This window comes from Streptomyces sp. NPDC051452 (assembly GCF_044454765.1).
GTDB lineage: Bacteria > Actinomycetota > Actinomycetes > Streptomycetales > Streptomycetaceae > Streptomyces.
Window position 1 is genome coordinate 44,185 of record NZ_JBITEB010000013.1, and the last position, 14,716, is coordinate 58,900.

Genomic DNA, 14,716 nt, shown 5'->3' on the forward strand with positions numbered 1-14,716 from the left:
ACGGGTGCGCACACGTCTCCTCCCGCTGCTCATCGTCCTGCTGGCGGCCGTCCTGCTCGCACTGGGGGTCCCGCTCGCCGTGAGCGTGGCCGCCGGGCGGCAGCAGGGCGTGGTCGTGGACCGCATCGACGACACCGCGCGGTTCGCCGCGCTCGCCCAGTTCGTCACGGACGGCCCCAGCGGCTCCCGCCGCACCACCACCGACGGACGCCGGGAGACCCTGCGCAGCGAACTGGAGAGCTACTACGGCGTCTACGGCATACGCGCGGGCGTCTTCTACCGCAACGGTTCGGCGATGGCCAACGCGCCCGGCGACTGGTTCGTACCGCGCGCGGGGGAGGTCCGGGAAGCGTTCGACGAGGCGCTGCTCAGCCGCCGCAGCCACGACCCGCGTCAGGTGTGGCCCTGGCAGCGCAGCCGGCTGGTCGTCGCCTCGCCGGTGATCCGGGACGGGGACGTCGTGGCGGTCGTGGTCACCGACTCGCCCACGGGGCAGATGCGGTCGGAGATCCTGCGCGGCTGGCTGTTCATCGGCGCCGGCGAGATCGCCGCGATGCTGCTGGCCGTCGGCGCCGCGCTGCGCCTGACCGGCTGGGTGCTCAAACCGGTACGGGTCCTGGACGCCACCACCCACGACATCGCCACCGGGCGCCTGAAGTCCCGGGTCGCGCCCGCCGGCGGACCACCGGAACTCAGACGGCTGGCCCGGTCGTTCAACGAGATGGCGGACAACGTCGAGGACGTGCTGGAACAGCAGCGCGCCTTCGTCGCCGACGCCTCGCACCAGCTGCGCAACCCGCTCTCGGCGCTGCTGCTGCGCATCGAGCTGCTCGCCCTCGAACTCCCCAAGGGCAACGAGGAGATCGCCTCGGTGCGCACCGAGGGCAAGCGCCTCGCCCAGGTCCTGGAGGACCTCCTCGACCTGGCACTGGCCGAGCACGTCGAAGCCGACCTGATGCTGACCGACATCGGCGCCCTGGCCGAGGAACGGGTGGCCGCCTGGTCACCGGCCGCAGAGGCCAAGGGCGTCCGGCTGACCGGGAACTGCCCGCCCACCACCGCGTGGGCCGACCCGATCGCCCTGTCCAGCGCGCTGGACGCGGTGATCGACAACGCCGCGAAGTTCACCCCCGAGGGCGGCACCGTCGAGGTGAGCGTCTTCGCCGACGGCGACACCTCCACGGTCGTCGTCACCGACACCGGCCCCGGCCTCACCGACGAGGAACTCGCGCGCGTGGGCGACCGGTTCTGGCGCAGCGGCCGCCACCAGAACGTCAAGGGCTCGGGTCTGGGCCTGTCCATCAGCCGCGCCCTCCTCGCGGCCGGCGGCGGCTCGATCGACTACGCCCACCATGAACCGGGTGGGCTGCGGGTGACGGTCTCGATGCCGCGGTACGCGGAGAGCGGCCGCTAAGGCTTCGAGCAACCGGCTCCGCGCTACGGCTTCATCGAGCGGTAGTAACGCCGTGCGCCCGTCTGCAGGGGCAGTGGGTCGGTGTAGATGGCGGTGCGCAGATCGACCAGTTGCGCGGAGTGGACATGTGCGCCGATGCCGTCGCGGCTCTTGATCACCGTACGCGTCACCCACTCGGTCAGCCGGGGGTCCATGTCCGCGCGGGTGATCAGTACGTTGGACACGGCGATCGTCGGCACCTGCGTGCCCTGTTGCACGGCCGGATAGGCGGACTCGGGGATGTTGGTGGCCCGGTAGTAGCGCGCCCCCTGCCCCTCGCCGTGCAGCTTCGTGATGAGGGCACCGGTGATCGGCACGAAGGTGAAGGCGGCCTTCTTCGCCAGCGCGACCAGCCCCTTCGTGGGCAGGCCCCCCGACCAGAAGAAGGCGTCGATCTTCCCCTGTTGCAGCCGGCCGGGCCCGGTGTCGATGCCGTCCGCGGCGGGGGTGATGTCCGTGTGCGGGTCGATGCCGGCCGCCCGCAGCACCCGGTCGGCTATCAGTCGTACACCGGAGTCGGGCAGCCCGGTCGCCACCCGCTTGTGCCGCAGGTCCGTGACGCTCTTGATGTCCGAGCCGCGGCGCACGATGAGATGCACGTAGTCGTCGTACAGCCGCGCCACCCCGCGCAGTCGGTCGGCGCCGGCGCCGTGCCGCAGCTTGTACGTCTCCACGGCGTCGGCCGCCGCGATGGTGAAGTCGGCCCGCCCGGTGGCCACCCGCTGCACGTTCTCCTGCGAACCGGCGCTGTTGAGCAGCTTCACCTCGAGGCCGGGCATGTCGTCGGCCATCTCGTTGCGCAACCGCTCGCCGTACTCCTGGTAGACGCCCCGCGGTGTACCGGTGCTGAAGACGATCGTCCCGCTCGGCGGTGTCTCGCCCAGGGGCAACAGCCACCACAGCAGCAGCCCGAAGGCCACGACACTCACGGTCGCGCTCTGCAGCGCCCGGCGCCTGCTGATTCGGGGGAACACCTTGGACATGCGGCGATCCTGCCAGCCGACGTGCTCCGCTGAACAGTGCGGAGGTCATCCCGGGCCGAGGAAAGCGCACCGGTCCGCGCAGACGGGGGCGAGCGGAGTGTTGGCGGGGGCTAGGGGTGTCGGCGGGGAGGTGCGGGAGAGGGCGAGCGGAGTATCGGCGGCGAGGGACGGGGGCTGTCGGTGGGGGCCGTTAAAGTCGCCGACATGAGCACTTCGCCCGCCGACCTGGTCCGTGAATTCCACCTCGCCTTCGGTCTGGACGCCCGCAGCACGCCGAGAGAGGTGTCGCCCGAACTGGCCGCCCACCGGGGGGAACTGCTCGCCGAGGAAGCCGCGGAGGTCGCCGAGGTCGCGGTCGAGGGCCCGCTGGACCGGCTCGCGCACGAGCTGGCGGACGTGGTCTACGTGGCGTACGGCACCGCTCTGGTCCACGGCGTCGACCTCGACGAGGTGATCGCCGAGATCCACCGCGCCAACATGAGCAAGATCGGCCCGGAAGGGCAGGTCGACCGCCGGGCGGACGGCAAGGTTCTCAAGGGGGACAACTACCAGGCGCCGGACGTGTCGGCCGTACTGCGCCGCCAGGGATGGACACCCCGGGGCGCGGCCTGACAGGCGGACCGGCGCCGGCGCGGACGACGTCTGGGAACGCCGGCCACGACCGCGAGGAGCCGCCCGCCGGATCCACTCGTGATGACGGGCGCCCAGCGCCATGACCCGCCGGACGACCGGCGTACCGGATACGCACGTCGTGTTCGGTGCACTCGGCGGACTCGGCGGACTCGGCGGACTCGGCGGACTCGGCGGACTCGGCGGACTCGGCGGACTCGGCGGACTCATCGCACTCGGCGGACTCGGTGCCGTGGCCGGGATCGGCCGCTGTCGACGGGCCTGGGGTCCGCCTACCCTGGACGGGAAGGCGGTGGCGTCCCATGCGGTACGTGACGGTGAGCGCGCTGAGCCATCCCGGGCTGGTGCGCGAGATGAACGAGGACAGTCTCGTGATCGGGCCGTGGACCCTGTGCGCCACGGTGACCGAGAGCCCGCAGACGCTGGTCTTCCCGATGGGATCACCCCTGGTCGTCGCCGTGGCCGACGGCCTCGGCGGGCATCCGGGTGGTGAGGTGGCCAGCGCCCTGGTCGTCCGCCGCCTGGCGTCGCTCGGCCCCGCCTTGGGCGGCGCGGACGCGATCCGCGAGGCCCTGGTCGCCTGCAACCGCGCCGTCTACGAGGCCGCCGGCGGCGACGCGGGAGGCGAACTGGCGGCCATGGGGACGACGGTCGCGGGCGCCGTCGTCCGGCCGGACTCGGTGCTGGCGTTCAACGTGGGCGACAGCCGGGTCCTCGCGGTCTCCGGCGACGGCCTGCGCCAGGTGAGCGTCGACGACAGCCCTCCGCTCGCACCCGGCCGACGCACCACGTCCCTGGTCACCCAGTGCCTGGGCGGCACCCGCATGTACCGGGCCATCCACCCCCATGTCACAGCCGAGCCCCTGGCTCCCGGCGACCGCTACCTCATCTGCACGGACGGGCTGACCGATCCACTTCCGGCGGACGTGCTCGACGAGGTCCTCCGGGAGCACGACGACGGTCAAGCGGCCTTCGAACTGTGGAAGGCCGCCATCGAGGCGGGCGGCCCCGACAACATCACGCTGGCGGTCGTACGCGTCGTCGACCGGTAGGGGGCGTCCCCGGAACACCGGTGCCGGGCCGGGGCCCTTCGCGGAGCGCCTACCCTTGAACGCATGACCAGCAGCAGCGACCGGAGCCCGGCAGTGGACGTTCAAGCACCCAAGAGCTATGAGATCCGCACCTATGGGTGCCAGATGAACGTCCACGATTCCGAGCGATTGGCCGGACTGCTCGAGGACGCCGGGTACGTGCGGGCGCCCGAGGGGTCGGACGGGGACGCGGACGTCGTCGTCTTCAACACCTGCGCCGTCCGGGAGAACGCCGACAACCGGCTCTACGGCAACCTCGGCCGGCTCGCGCCGCGCAAGGTCTCGCGGCCCGGCATGCAGATCGCGGTCGGCGGCTGCCTCGCGCAGAAGGACCGCGACACCATCGTCAAGAAGGCGCCCTGGGTCGACGTCGTCTTCGGCACGCACAACATCGGCAAGCTGCCGGTCCTGCTGGAGCGCGCCCGCGTCCAGGAGGAGGCGCAGGTCGAGATCGCCGAGTCGCTGGAGGCCTTCCCGTCCACCCTGCCGACCCGCCGGGAGAGCGCCTACGCGGCCTGGGTGTCGATCTCCGTCGGCTGCAACAACACCTGCACGTTCTGCATCGTCCCCGCCCTGCGCGGCAAGGAGAAGGACCGCCGTCCCGGCGACATCCTCGCCGAGGTGGAGGCTCTGGTCGCCGAGGGCGTCTCGGAGATCACGCTGCTCGGCCAGAACGTCAACGCCTACGGCTCCGACATCGGCGACCGTGAGGCCTTCAGCAAGCTGCTGCGGGCCTGCGGGAACATCGAGGGCCTGGAGCGGGTCCGCTTCACCTCCCCGCACCCGCGCGACTTCACCGACGACGTCATCGCCGCCATGGCCGAGACGCCGAACGCGATGCCGCAGCTGCACATGCCGCTGCAGTCCGGCTCGGACACCGTCCTGAAGGCGATGCGCCGCTCCTACCGGCAGGAGCGCTACCTCGGCATCATCGAGAAGGTGCGCGCGGCCATCCCGCACGCCGCGATCACCACCGACATCATCGTGGGCTTCCCCGGCGAGACCGAGGAGGACTTCGAGCAGACGCTGCACGTGGTGCGCGAGGCCCGGTTCGCCCAGGCCTTCACCTTCCAGTACTCCAAGCGCCCCGGCACCCCGGCCGCGACCATGGACGACCAGATCCCCAAGGAGGTCGTCCAGGCACGCTACGAGCGACTCGTCGCCCTCCAGGAGGAGATCTCCTGGGACGAGAACAAGAAGCAGGTCGGCCGCACCCTTGAGCTGATGGTCGCCGAGGGAGAGGGGCGCAAGGACGGCGCCACCCACCGCCTCTCCGGCCGCGCCCCCGACAACCGCCTGGTCCACTTCACCAAGCCGGAGCAGGAGGTACGCCCCGGCGACGTGGTCACCGTCGAGGTGACCTACGCCGCCCCGCACCACCTCCTCGCCGAGGGCCCCGTCCTCGCGGTGCGCCGCACGCGCGCGGGAGACGCCTGGGAGAAGCGGAACGCCGCGGAGGCCGCCAAGCCGGCGGGTGTCATGCTCGGCCTGCCGAAGATCGGGGTACCGGCGCCGCTGCCGGTCGCCGCGGGCAGCGGCTGCGGCTGCGACTGACCGGTCGCGGCCGCCCCTTTCACGGGTCACCGGTCACCCGAGTTCGGAGTACGGGCGCGTCGTCCGTGCTTCGAACAGAGTCCGCGCGGTGACGCCGAAGGGCCGAGAGGCGGGGTGCGCGGGGCAGGTGCGGCCGCCGCGCCGCGCACCGGCACCCGATGCCCCTGCGCGCCTGCCGCCGTCCCCGCGCGCCTGCCGAGCCCCTTCCGGCCGCGCGCCTGCCGTGCCCGCTGAATCCGGTGCGGATGCGGCGTACGCTGCCGATCATGCTTGTCGCCGCCGCAGTCTGTCCCTGTCCTCCGCTGCTCGTGCCCGAGGTCGCCGCGGGCGCGGCACCCGAGCTGGACGCCGCGCGCGCGGCGTGCGCGGACGCGCTCGGCGTGCTCGCGGCCGCGCGGCCCGACCTGCTGGTGGTCGTCGGTCCCGCCGAGCGGAGCGGGCGCGGACCGTTCCCGCAGGGCACTCCCGGTCACTTCCGGGGCTTCGGGGTCGACCTGGACGTCCGTCTGGGCCAGGCCGCGGACACCGGTGCCGACGCCGAGCGAGAACTACCGCCCTCGCTGGCCGTGGGTGCCTGGCTGCTCGGACGGACCGGTTGGGCGGACGCCCCGATCGAGGGACTCGGCATCGGGGAACCGCTCGCGCCCGAGCGGTGTGCCGAAGCCGGACGGGAGATCGCTGCCCGGGCGGCGCGGGTGGCGCTCCTGGTGATGGGTGACGCGAGCGCGTGCCGGACGGTGAAGGCACCCGGATACCTGGACGAACGGGCGGCGCCCCTCGACGCCGAGATCGCGCGGGCACTGGGCGCGGCGGACCTGGCGGCGCTACGGGCACTGGACGCCGGACTGGCACAAGAACTGAAGGTCTCCGGCCGGGCCCCATGGCAGGTCCTGGCCGGCGCGGCCGAAGGCGCGGGCCTCAGCGGCGCCCTGCTGTACGAGGACGCGCCCTATGGCGTGGGCTACGTGGTCGCCACCTGGTCCTAGCGACGGCTTGGGGGCGCCCACCGCCCCTCCGTTCGGCACGTGGAAACGACGGACGGCCGGGAGCCGTTCCGCTCCGCGGCCGTCCGCCGTCCGGCGTTCATCGTTCTACCGTTCAGAGAAATCAGGGAACCCCGCCGAACCCGGGGTACACCCTCAGGAAGTCGGCGGCGGGCCCTCCGGAGGGGTCGGGGGCATGGGGGCCGCCGGCGTGGGCGGGGGCGTGGGGGGCGCCGCGGTCGGCTCGTCCTTGTGCGCGAGGCGGTCCACCGCCTCCTTGGCCTTGCCCGTGCCCGCGTGGATCTTGTCGCTGTACTTGCCCTTGGTCCGCTCGTCGACGGCCTTCGCGGCCTTGTCGATGCCGTGCTGCACCTTGTCCCCGTGCTGCCGCGCCAGGTCCGACACCTTGTCCCTGGCCGGGCCGAGCTTGCTCTTCATATCGTCCAACAGACCCATGGTCCACCTTCCCTCGCGGGACACCTACCTGTGGGCGCCCTCTCCTGCCTCGTTGTCGGCGGCCTCGTCGGCGGACTGCTGCCTCGGGATGTCCGCGCCGGTGGACGCGTCCTCGGCCGCCACGGCCTCCGTCCCGACGGCCTCCGTCCCGGCGCTGGCCGCCTCGCGCCCGTTCCCGGCCGCAACCCTCGCCTCGCCCGTACCTCGCGCCTCCTCGCCCGCACCTCGTGTCGCTTCGCATGTACCCCGTCCCACCTCGCTCGAAGCCCGCGCTTCCTCCGACGACTCGCGCGCTTCCCGCGACTCGGAAGAACCCTCCGACTCCGAACAACCCCCCGACTCCGAGGAACCCTCCACGGCCGACGAGCCCGCCGCCTCCGCCGAGCCGGCTCCCTGCGCCTTCGCGATTCCCGTCGCCTCGGTTGCCGCCGGCTCCGTCACCTCGGTTGCCGTCGGCTCCGCACCCGCCGGTACCTCCACCGTCGAGGCCTTCCGAGTAGTCGCCGACGCCTCCCGAGTCGTCTTCGACCTGCCCAGGAGTCGTGTCAAAACGCCCATTTCCACTCCATACGGTACTCGTGCGGGCGAATTCCCGCGTCACCCGGTGCGTCGGATTGCGCCGCCCGGGTCACCGCTCCCGGCGCTCCCGCGGGCGGTGCCACGCCTCGGGCAACGACCCGGGCCCCTCGCCGTCACGTAACTCGTTCGAGAGCCGGTCGTGGGGTTTGCGAGACTGGTGCGGTGAGCAGCGCATCCCCCACCCCCCGCGTCATCGCCGTAGTCGGCCCCACCGCGGCCGGAAAGTCCGATCTCGGCGTCTTCCTGGCGCAGCGGCTCGGCGGCGAGGTCGTCAACGCCGACTCCATGCAGCTGTACCGGGGGATGGACATCGGTACCGCCAAGCTGACGCCCGAGGAGCGCGGCGGCGTGCCGCACCATCTGCTGGACATCTGGGACGTGACGGTCGCCGCCTCGGTCGCCGAGTACCAGAAGCTGGCCCGCGCGCGGATCGACGCCCTACTCGCCGAGGGCCGCTGGCCCATCCTGGTCGGCGGCTCCGGTCTGTACGTCCGTGGAGCCGTCGACAACCTGGAGTTCCCCGGCACCGACCCTCTGGTCCGGGCCCGCCTGGAGGAGGAGCTGGCGCTGCGCGGTACCGGCGCGCTGCACGCGCGTCTGGCCGCCACCGACCCGGAGGCCGCCCGCGCGATCCTGCCCGGCAACGGCCGCCGTATCGTCCGGGCGCTGGAAGTGATCGAGATCACCGGCCAGCCCTTCACCGCCAATCTGCCCGGCCACGACTCCGTGTACGACACCGTTCAGATCGGTGTCGACGTGGCTCGTCCGGAACTGGACGAGCGCATCGCGCGCCGGGTCGACCGGATGTGGGACGCCGGCCTGTTGGACGAGGTCCGTGACCTGGAGGCGCGCGGGCTTCGCGAGGGGCGTACGGCGGCGCGCGCGCTGGGTTACCAGCAGGTGCTCGCGGCGCTCGCCGGGCAGTGCACCGAAGCGGAGGCGCGAGCCGAGACCGTGCGCGCCACCAAGCGCTTCGCGCGCCGCCAGGATTCGTGGTTCAGGCGTGACCCCAGGGTGCACTGGCTGAGTGGGGGCGCCGCGGACCGCGGGGAACTTCCGCAGCAGGCCCTGACGTTGATCGAACGACCGGTCACAGCCTGATCACGTGATGGCATCGGGATGCGCCGCGGGTCATCGGGGCCTTCGGCGCCGTGCCATCATCGAGCTTCGATCGACCAAGTGGAGCCTAGTTGGGAGGGCGCGTGGCGATGGAGGCCGGCCCTCGCGACACGGCACCAGGTGCCGAGCAGATCACTACCGTCGGTGACGAACCGGAACAGCCGGAGGACCGGCTGGCCGATGACGGGCCCGACGAGACGCCGAGCGTGGTGACGGCCGACGGACCCACGCCCGAGGAGATGTACCCGGGCGGACCGGAGGTCGAGGTCGAGCTGCGCCCGCAGCGCCGGCTGCGCATCTGGCAGCTCGCGCCCATCGTGGGCCTCTCCGCCGTCGGCTCCCTGATGTTCGCCTTCCCACTCGCCTTCGATTTCGGCGACAGCGGTGCGGTCATCGCCATGCTCGGTCTGCTGATCTGCTCCTGTGCGGCCGGCTGGGGCATGATGGCCGCCCGCCGGGTGGGCTACACCTGGCCGGGACTGCCCGCGCGGGGCTCCGGCCGCCGCCCCGACTGGCGGGTCGTGTTCGCCTACGTGCTGCTGGTCGCCGTGGCGGTCGTCCTCGCCGTATGGCGCGTGGCCAGACTCCGCTAGGGCCTCCTTTCGGATCTTGCCGGGGTCGCGGGGTCCGGCACGGGAAGGCCGTGCGGTGCCCCCGATCCCGGCCGGCCTGATCCGAGGCCCTGGCCGTACCTCACCGCCCGTGTGCGCGGGCTCGCCGCCCGGGATGTCGTACCCACGCCGTACGATCGAGGAATGAGCACGCGGATCGCCTTCCTCAAGGGTCACGGCACCGAGAACGACTTCGTGATCCTCCCGGACCCCGACAACACCCTCGACCTGACGCCGGCCGCCGTCGCCGCCCTGTGCGACCGCCGGGCCGGCATCGGGGGCGACGGCGTGCTGCACGTCGTCCGGTCCGCCGCGCACCCGGAGGCCGCCGACATGGCCGCCGAGGCGGAGTGGTTCATGGACTACCGCAACGGCGACGGCTCCATCGCCGAGATGTGCGGCAACGGCGTCCGTGTGTTCGCGCGCTACCTGCGGCAGGCCGGGCAGGTGTCGGAAGGGGACCTCACGATCGCCACACGCGCGGGCCTGAAGTCCGTCCACATCGCCAAGGACGGCGACGTCACCGTCGGTATGGGCCGCGCCCGCCTCCCCGAGGGGGATGTCACGGTGAGCGTCGGCGAGCACAGCTGGCCCGCGCGTAACGTCAACATGGGCAACCCGCACGCGGTCGCCTTCGTGGCCGACCTCCAGCAGGCGGGCCCGCTGCTCGACCCGCCGCCGGTCGGCCCGGCGGACGCCTACCCCGACGGCGTCAACGTCGAGTTCGTCGTCGACCGGGGCCCCCGCCATGTCGCCATGCGGGTGCACGAGCGCGGCTCCGGCGAGACCCGCTCCTGTGGCACGGGTGCCTGCGCCGTCGTCGTGGCCGCCGCGCGGCGCGACGGCGTCGACCCGGCCGTCACCGGAACCCCGGAGACGTACACCGTCGATCTGCCCGGCGGCCGCCTGGTCATCACCGAACGACCTGACGGCGAGGTCGAGATGACCGGACCCGCCGTGATCGTCGCCGAGGGTGAGATCGACACGGAGTGGCTGGAAAGTGCGCTCCACTGACCTGGCGAATCCCGCCGACGACGGCCCGGCGCGCTTGGAACAGCGGTTCTCCGGGGGCTGGGCCGTTCGAAACCCCGGCCGAGTCCAGGGCAGGTGGCGCAAACCCTAAACCTTCTTTTCGTCGCTCGAATGGGTGATCCGTTTCACGCTCGGCGAGAGGCGGTCAGTCACACGTGGTGGGCTCGATAGCATCAAGCACCGGCACGGACGGGGGAACGTCGCCATCCCTGAGCCGCGTACGCCCTGGGGCCCCGTCCGCCGGTATACGAGCCGGAGGTGCCCATGAGTGCGGAGGCCACGAATCCTGCGACCCCTGGCCCGGTAGCGCCCCCAGCGCCGCAGGCGCTCACGGCCTCCGTGGCGCCCGCCCCGGGCCGCCGGAAGTCCCGCCCCCGGATCGACCTGCGCCGGCTCGGCCGGGCCGCGCTGCTCGGCCCCGCCGTCCGCGGCAGACTGCCCGACGCCATCGGCCATGTCGTGGAGGCCCACCGCGCCCACCACCCCGACGCGGACCTCGAACCCCTGCGCCGCGCCTACGTCTTGGCCGAGTCCTCGCACCGCGGACAGATGCGCAAGAGCGGTGAGCCGTACATCACCCACCCGCTCGCCGTGACCCTCATCCTCGCCGAACTCGGCGCCGAGACGACGACGTTGACCGCCTCGCTGCTCCACGACACCGTCGAGGACACCGATGTGACGCTGGAACAGGTGCGGGAACAGTTCGGCGAGGAGGTTCGTTATCTCGTCGACGGCGTCACGAAACTGGAGAAGGTCGACTACGGGGCCGCCGCCGAGCCCGAGACCTTCCGCAAGATGCTCGTCGCCACCGGCAGCGATGTGCGTGTGATGTCGATCAAACTCGCCGACCGCCTCCACAACATGCGCACCCTCGGCGTGATGCGCCCCGAGAAACAGGCGCGGATCGCCAAGGTCACCCGGGACGTTCTCATCCCGCTCGCCGAACGCCTCGGCGTCCAGGCCCTCAAGACCGAACTGGAGGACCTGGTCTTCGCCATCCTCCACCCCGAGGAGTACGACCACACCAGGGAACTCATCGCCGCCAACGCCGCCCGCGACAGCGACCCGCTCGCCGAGGTCGCCGACGAGGTGCGCGGCGTGCTGCGCGAGGCCGACATCCAGGCCGAAGTCCTCATCCGCCCCCGGCACTTCGTCTCCGTCCACCGCGTCGCCCGCAAGCGCGGACGGCTGCGCGGCGCCGACTTCGGCCGACTGCTGGTGCTGGTCGGCGAGGACGCCGACTGCTACGGCGTCCTCGGCGAACTGCACACCTGTATGACGCCGGTCGTCTCGGAGTTCAAGGACTTCATCGCCGTACCGAAGTTCAACCTGTATCAGTCGCTGCACACCGCGGTGGCCCGTACGGACGGACAGGTCGTCGAAGTCCTCATCCGCACCCACCAGATGCACAAGGTCGCCGAGGCCGGCGTCGTCGCCCTCGGCAACCCGTACGCACCCGGGGCCGACGACCCCGCCGACGGCGAGCGCGCCGACCCCACCCGCCCCGGCTGGCTCTCCCGCCTCCTCGACTGGCAGCGGGCCGCACCCGACCCCGACACCTTCTGGTCCACGCTGCGCGAGGACCTCGCCCAGGACCGCGAGATCACCGTCTTCCGACCCGACGGCGGCGCGCTCGGCCTGCCCGAGGGTGCCACCTGCGTGGACGCCGCCTACGCCCAGTACGGCGAGGACGCGCACGCCTGCATCGGCGCCCGCGTCAACGGCCGGCTCGCGACCCTGAGCACCGTTCTCAAGGACGGCGACACCGTCCAGCTCCTGATGGGCCAGGACCCCGCCTCCGAGCCCTCCCGCGAGTGGCTGGAGCACGCCCACACCCCGGCCGCCCGCATCGCCATCCAGCGCTGGCTCACCACGCATCCCGGCGGCGGCGAGACCGAGGAGGCCCGTGGCGAGGAGAGCGAGGAGTCCGGCGGTGCCGGGACCGAGGGGGCCGGCGGTCCGCGTCCCGCACCCGTCGAGGACGGTGGCCCCGCGCGCCTCGCGGACAGCGGCGCACGCGCTGGGGAGAACGGCGCCGAGGACGCCTCGGCCGGCCCTGAGCGGAGCGCCGACGTCCTCGTGGACGGACCCGGGGCGCGGGTGCGGCTCGCCGGGTGCTGTACGCCCGTGCCGCCGGACGAGATCACCGGCTTCACCGTGCGCGGGGGAGTGGTGACCGTGCACCGCGCGGAGTGCGCCGCCGTGGCGCACATGAAGGGCCGGGGGCGCGCGGCGATCGACGTGCGCTGGGGAGCCACGGCCGAGTGCCGGGTCACCCTGATCGCCGAATCGTTCGGCCGCCCGCATCTGCTGGCCGACCTGACCGAGGCGATCGCGGCGGCGGGTGGCGACATCGTCTCCGCCACCGTGGAACCGCCCAGTCAGCAGCGGGTGCGCCACACCTACACCCTCCGGATTCCGGACGCCACACACCTCCCCGCCCTGATGCGCGCCATGCGGGACGTGCCCGGGGTGTTCGACGTGAGCCGGACCCGGCATCAGGCACAGGCCCTCTGAGGACCGCGGGGCCCGCGCGTCCCGCAAGCCACGCGTGCCGTGGGCGGCCCGGGGGAGCGATCGCGGGGAACGCGCGCGGAAGACCCCCGCGCGGCGACCCGTTCGGGTGGGTCGGACGCGCGTCGCCGCCGCGGCGCGGGCATGCCCTGGTAGCGGTGGTCCATGTCGCTCATCCCACGCTCCCGGACCCAGCCGCGGATCTCCCGGCACCGGAAGGCGGCCCTGCTCGCCTCCGCCGTCTCCGTCTGTCTCCTGGCCGCCGCGGCCCCGGCCGAGCCCCTGGGCATCGGCGACCGGCTCTACCCGTACCTGGGCAATCCCGGCTACGACGTCGCCGCGTACGACCTGTCCCTGACGTATCCCGGGACCAACGACAAGCCGCTGGAGGCCGTCACCACCATCGACGCCTGGACGACCACCGGCCTGGACCGCCTCAACCTCGACTTCGCGCACGGCACCGTGCGGTCCGTCGAGGTCGACGGGCGCCCCGCCGACTTCGCCACCGCCGGCGAAGACCTGGTCGTCACGCCGCAGCACCGTCTGCACCGGGGCATCTGGACCCGGATCACCGTGCGGCACACCAGCGACCCCATGCCGGTCAAGGACCAGGAAGGCGGCTGGGTACGCACCTCGGACGGTCTCGCCATGGCGAACCAGGCCGACGCCGCCCACCTGGCCTTCCCGTGCAACGACCACCCGTCCGACAAGGCGGTCTTCACCTTCCGGATCACCGCCCCGAACGGCTACACGGCCGTTGCCAACGGCCTGCCCACCGGGGTACGGCGGGTCGGGCCCAGCACCACCTGGACCTACCGCACCCAGCACCCCATGGCCACCGAGCTGGCCCAGGTGTCCATTGGCCGCTCCGCCGTCGTGCACCGCGAGGGTCCCCACGGCCTGCCGGTGCGCGACGTCGTGCCCAGCGCCGACCGCAAGGCCCTCGAACCCTGGCTCGCCAAGACGCCCGACCAGATCGCCTGGCTGGAGGGCAAGGTCGGCCCGTACCCGTTCGAGACCTATGGCGTGCTCATGGCGAAGGCCTCCACCGGTTTCGAACTGGAGACACAGACGCTCTCGCTCTTCGAGGAGAACGTGTTCACCGAGCCCGCCTACCCCAAGTGGTACGTCGAGTCGATCATGGTGCACGAGCTGTCCCACCAGTGGTTCGGCGACAGCGTCAGCCCCCGCACCTGGTCCGACGTCTGGCTGAACGAGGGACACGCCACCTGGTACGAGGAGCTCTACAGCGAGGAGACGGCGCACCGGCCGATGGTGGACCGGATGAAGGCCGCCTACGGCGCCTCCGACCGCTGGCGCGAGTCCGGCGGCCCGCCCGCCCTGCCCAAGGCGCCCGCCCCCGGCCGAAAGATCAGCATCTTCCGGCCGAACGTCTACGACGGCGCCGCGCTCGTCCTCTACGCCCTGCGCCAGGAGATCGGCCGCCCGGCCTTCGAGCGCCTCGAACGGCTCTGGGTCCGCCGGCACCGGGACTCCACCGCCACCACCGCCGACTTCGTGCGGCTGGCCTCGACGGTCGCCGGCCGCGACCTGGACGGCTTCTTCCAGGCCTGGCTGTACGGTCAGAAGACCCCGCCGATGCCCGGACACCCGGACTGGAAACCCCAGGCGCAGGCCCAGACCCCGAGGCAGACACCCGACGGGAGCAAGGCGCGCGCCCGGCGGTGACGAGGGGCGCGGGCGGCGGTGA

General features: G+C 72.5%; 13 protein-coding genes. 10 read left to right on the forward strand and 3 right to left on the reverse strand.

Annotation, left to right across the window (positions count from 1 at the left end):
- Window positions 1-4 precede the first annotated feature (4 nt).
- Complete coding sequence (locus ACIBA9_RS26845; RefSeq protein WP_399366878.1) at window positions 5-1,414, forward strand: ATP-binding protein; 1,410 nt, start codon at window positions 5-7, stop codon at window positions 1,412-1,414.
- Window positions 1,415-1,437: 23 nt separating this feature from the next.
- On the opposite strand, the gene ACIBA9_RS26850 is transcribed toward ACIBA9_RS26845, so the two are convergent.
- Complete coding sequence (locus tag ACIBA9_RS26850; RefSeq protein WP_399366879.1) at window positions 1,438-2,436, reverse strand: TAXI family TRAP transporter solute-binding subunit; 999 nt, start codon at window positions 2,434-2,436, stop codon at window positions 1,438-1,440.
- Between the two features lie 204 nt (window positions 2,437-2,640).
- On the opposite strand from ACIBA9_RS26850, the gene ACIBA9_RS26855 reads away from it, so the two are divergent.
- The 4 genes from ACIBA9_RS26855 to ACIBA9_RS26870 all read left to right on the forward strand — a co-directional run bounded on the left by ACIBA9_RS26855 (window position 2,641) and on the right by ACIBA9_RS26870 (window position 6,697).
- Window positions 2,641-3,048 carry a MazG nucleotide pyrophosphohydrolase domain-containing protein gene (locus tag ACIBA9_RS26855; RefSeq protein ID WP_362157612.1) on the forward strand — a complete coding sequence of 136 codons (408 nt, stop codon included), beginning with the start codon at window positions 2,641-2,643 and terminating at the stop codon, window positions 3,046-3,048.
- A gap of 320 nt (window positions 3,049-3,368) precedes the next feature.
- Entirely contained in the window at window positions 3,369-4,118 is a 750-nt protein-coding gene (locus tag ACIBA9_RS26860; RefSeq protein WP_399366880.1) for a PP2C family protein-serine/threonine phosphatase, read from the forward strand.
- A gap of 63 nt (window positions 4,119-4,181) precedes the next feature.
- Window positions 4,182-5,711: a tRNA (N6-isopentenyl adenosine(37)-C2)-methylthiotransferase MiaB gene (miaB, locus tag ACIBA9_RS26865; RefSeq protein ID WP_399366881.1), complete on the forward strand. Its 1,530-nt coding sequence runs from the start codon at window positions 4,182-4,184 to the stop codon at window positions 5,709-5,711.
- Window positions 5,712-5,977: 266 nt separating this feature from the next.
- Window positions 5,978-6,697, forward strand: coding sequence for a class III extradiol dioxygenase subunit B-like domain-containing protein (locus ACIBA9_RS26870; RefSeq protein ID WP_399366882.1), 720 nt, complete (start codon window positions 5,978-5,980; stop codon window positions 6,695-6,697).
- A gap of 153 nt (window positions 6,698-6,850) precedes the next feature.
- Here ACIBA9_RS26870 and ACIBA9_RS26875 read toward each other — a convergent pair whose 3' ends face one another.
- On the reverse strand, window positions 6,851-7,150 hold the full coding sequence (locus tag ACIBA9_RS26875; protein WP_399366883.1) for an antitoxin: 300 nt from the start codon (window positions 7,148-7,150) through the stop codon (window positions 6,851-6,853).
- 24 nt (window positions 7,151-7,174) lie between these two features.
- On the reverse strand, window positions 7,175-7,708 hold the full coding sequence (locus ACIBA9_RS26880; protein WP_399366884.1) for a hypothetical protein: 534 nt from the start codon (window positions 7,706-7,708) through the stop codon (window positions 7,175-7,177).
- Between the two features lie 183 nt (window positions 7,709-7,891).
- Between ACIBA9_RS26880 and miaA the strand changes: the two genes are divergently transcribed.
- The 5 genes from miaA to ACIBA9_RS26905 all read left to right on the forward strand — a co-directional run bounded on the left by miaA (window position 7,892) and on the right by ACIBA9_RS26905 (window position 14,694).
- Window positions 7,892-8,830, forward strand: coding sequence for a tRNA (adenosine(37)-N6)-dimethylallyltransferase MiaA (miaA, locus tag ACIBA9_RS26885; protein ID WP_399366886.1), 939 nt, complete (start codon window positions 7,892-7,894; stop codon window positions 8,828-8,830).
- A gap of 107 nt (window positions 8,831-8,937) precedes the next feature.
- A complete protein-coding gene (locus ACIBA9_RS26890) occupies window positions 8,938-9,441 on the forward strand; it encodes a hypothetical protein (protein WP_362157972.1) in 504 nt (167 codons plus the stop codon).
- Window positions 9,442-9,603: 162 nt separating this feature from the next.
- Window positions 9,604-10,473 (forward strand): diaminopimelate epimerase, encoded by an 870-nt coding sequence (dapF, locus tag ACIBA9_RS26895; protein WP_399366887.1) that lies wholly within the window; start codon window positions 9,604-9,606, stop codon window positions 10,471-10,473.
- A gap of 282 nt (window positions 10,474-10,755) precedes the next feature.
- Window positions 10,756-13,008 (forward strand): RelA/SpoT family protein, encoded by a 2,253-nt coding sequence (locus ACIBA9_RS26900; protein ID WP_399366888.1) that lies wholly within the window; start codon window positions 10,756-10,758, stop codon window positions 13,006-13,008.
- Window positions 13,009-13,170: 162 nt separating this feature from the next.
- Complete coding sequence (locus ACIBA9_RS26905) at window positions 13,171-14,694, forward strand: M1 family metallopeptidase (protein ID WP_399366889.1); 1,524 nt, start codon at window positions 13,171-13,173, stop codon at window positions 14,692-14,694.
- Window positions 14,695-14,716: the final 22 nt, after the last annotated feature.

Coding starts and splice junctions, on each gene's coding strand:
- ACIBA9_RS26855 (WP_362157612.1), top strand. CDS start 2,641: ATGAGCACTTCGCCCGCCGACCTGGTCCGTGAATTCCACCTCGCCTTC.
- ACIBA9_RS26870 (WP_399366882.1), top strand. CDS start 5,978: ATGCTTGTCGCCGCCGCAGTCTGTCCCTGTCCTCCGCTGCTCGTGCCC.
- ACIBA9_RS26880 (WP_399366884.1), bottom strand. CDS start 7,708: ATGGGCGTTTTGACACGACTCCTGGGCAGGTCGAAGACGACTCGGGAG.
- miaB (WP_399366881.1), top strand. CDS start 4,182: ATGACCAGCAGCAGCGACCGGAGCCCGGCAGTGGACGTTCAAGCACCC.
- ACIBA9_RS26900 (WP_399366888.1), top strand. CDS start 10,756: ATGAGTGCGGAGGCCACGAATCCTGCGACCCCTGGCCCGGTAGCGCCC.
- dapF (WP_399366887.1), top strand. CDS start 9,604: ATGAGCACGCGGATCGCCTTCCTCAAGGGTCACGGCACCGAGAACGAC.
- ACIBA9_RS26850 (WP_399366879.1), bottom strand. CDS start 2,436: ATGTCCAAGGTGTTCCCCCGAATCAGCAGGCGCCGGGCGCTGCAGAGC.
- ACIBA9_RS26875 (WP_399366883.1), bottom strand. CDS start 7,150: ATGGGTCTGTTGGACGATATGAAGAGCAAGCTCGGCCCGGCCAGGGAC.
- ACIBA9_RS26890 (WP_362157972.1), top strand. CDS start 8,938: ATGGAGGCCGGCCCTCGCGACACGGCACCAGGTGCCGAGCAGATCACT.
- ACIBA9_RS26905 (WP_399366889.1), top strand. CDS start 13,171: ATGTCGCTCATCCCACGCTCCCGGACCCAGCCGCGGATCTCCCGGCAC.
- ACIBA9_RS26860 (WP_399366880.1), top strand. CDS start 3,369: ATGCGGTACGTGACGGTGAGCGCGCTGAGCCATCCCGGGCTGGTGCGC.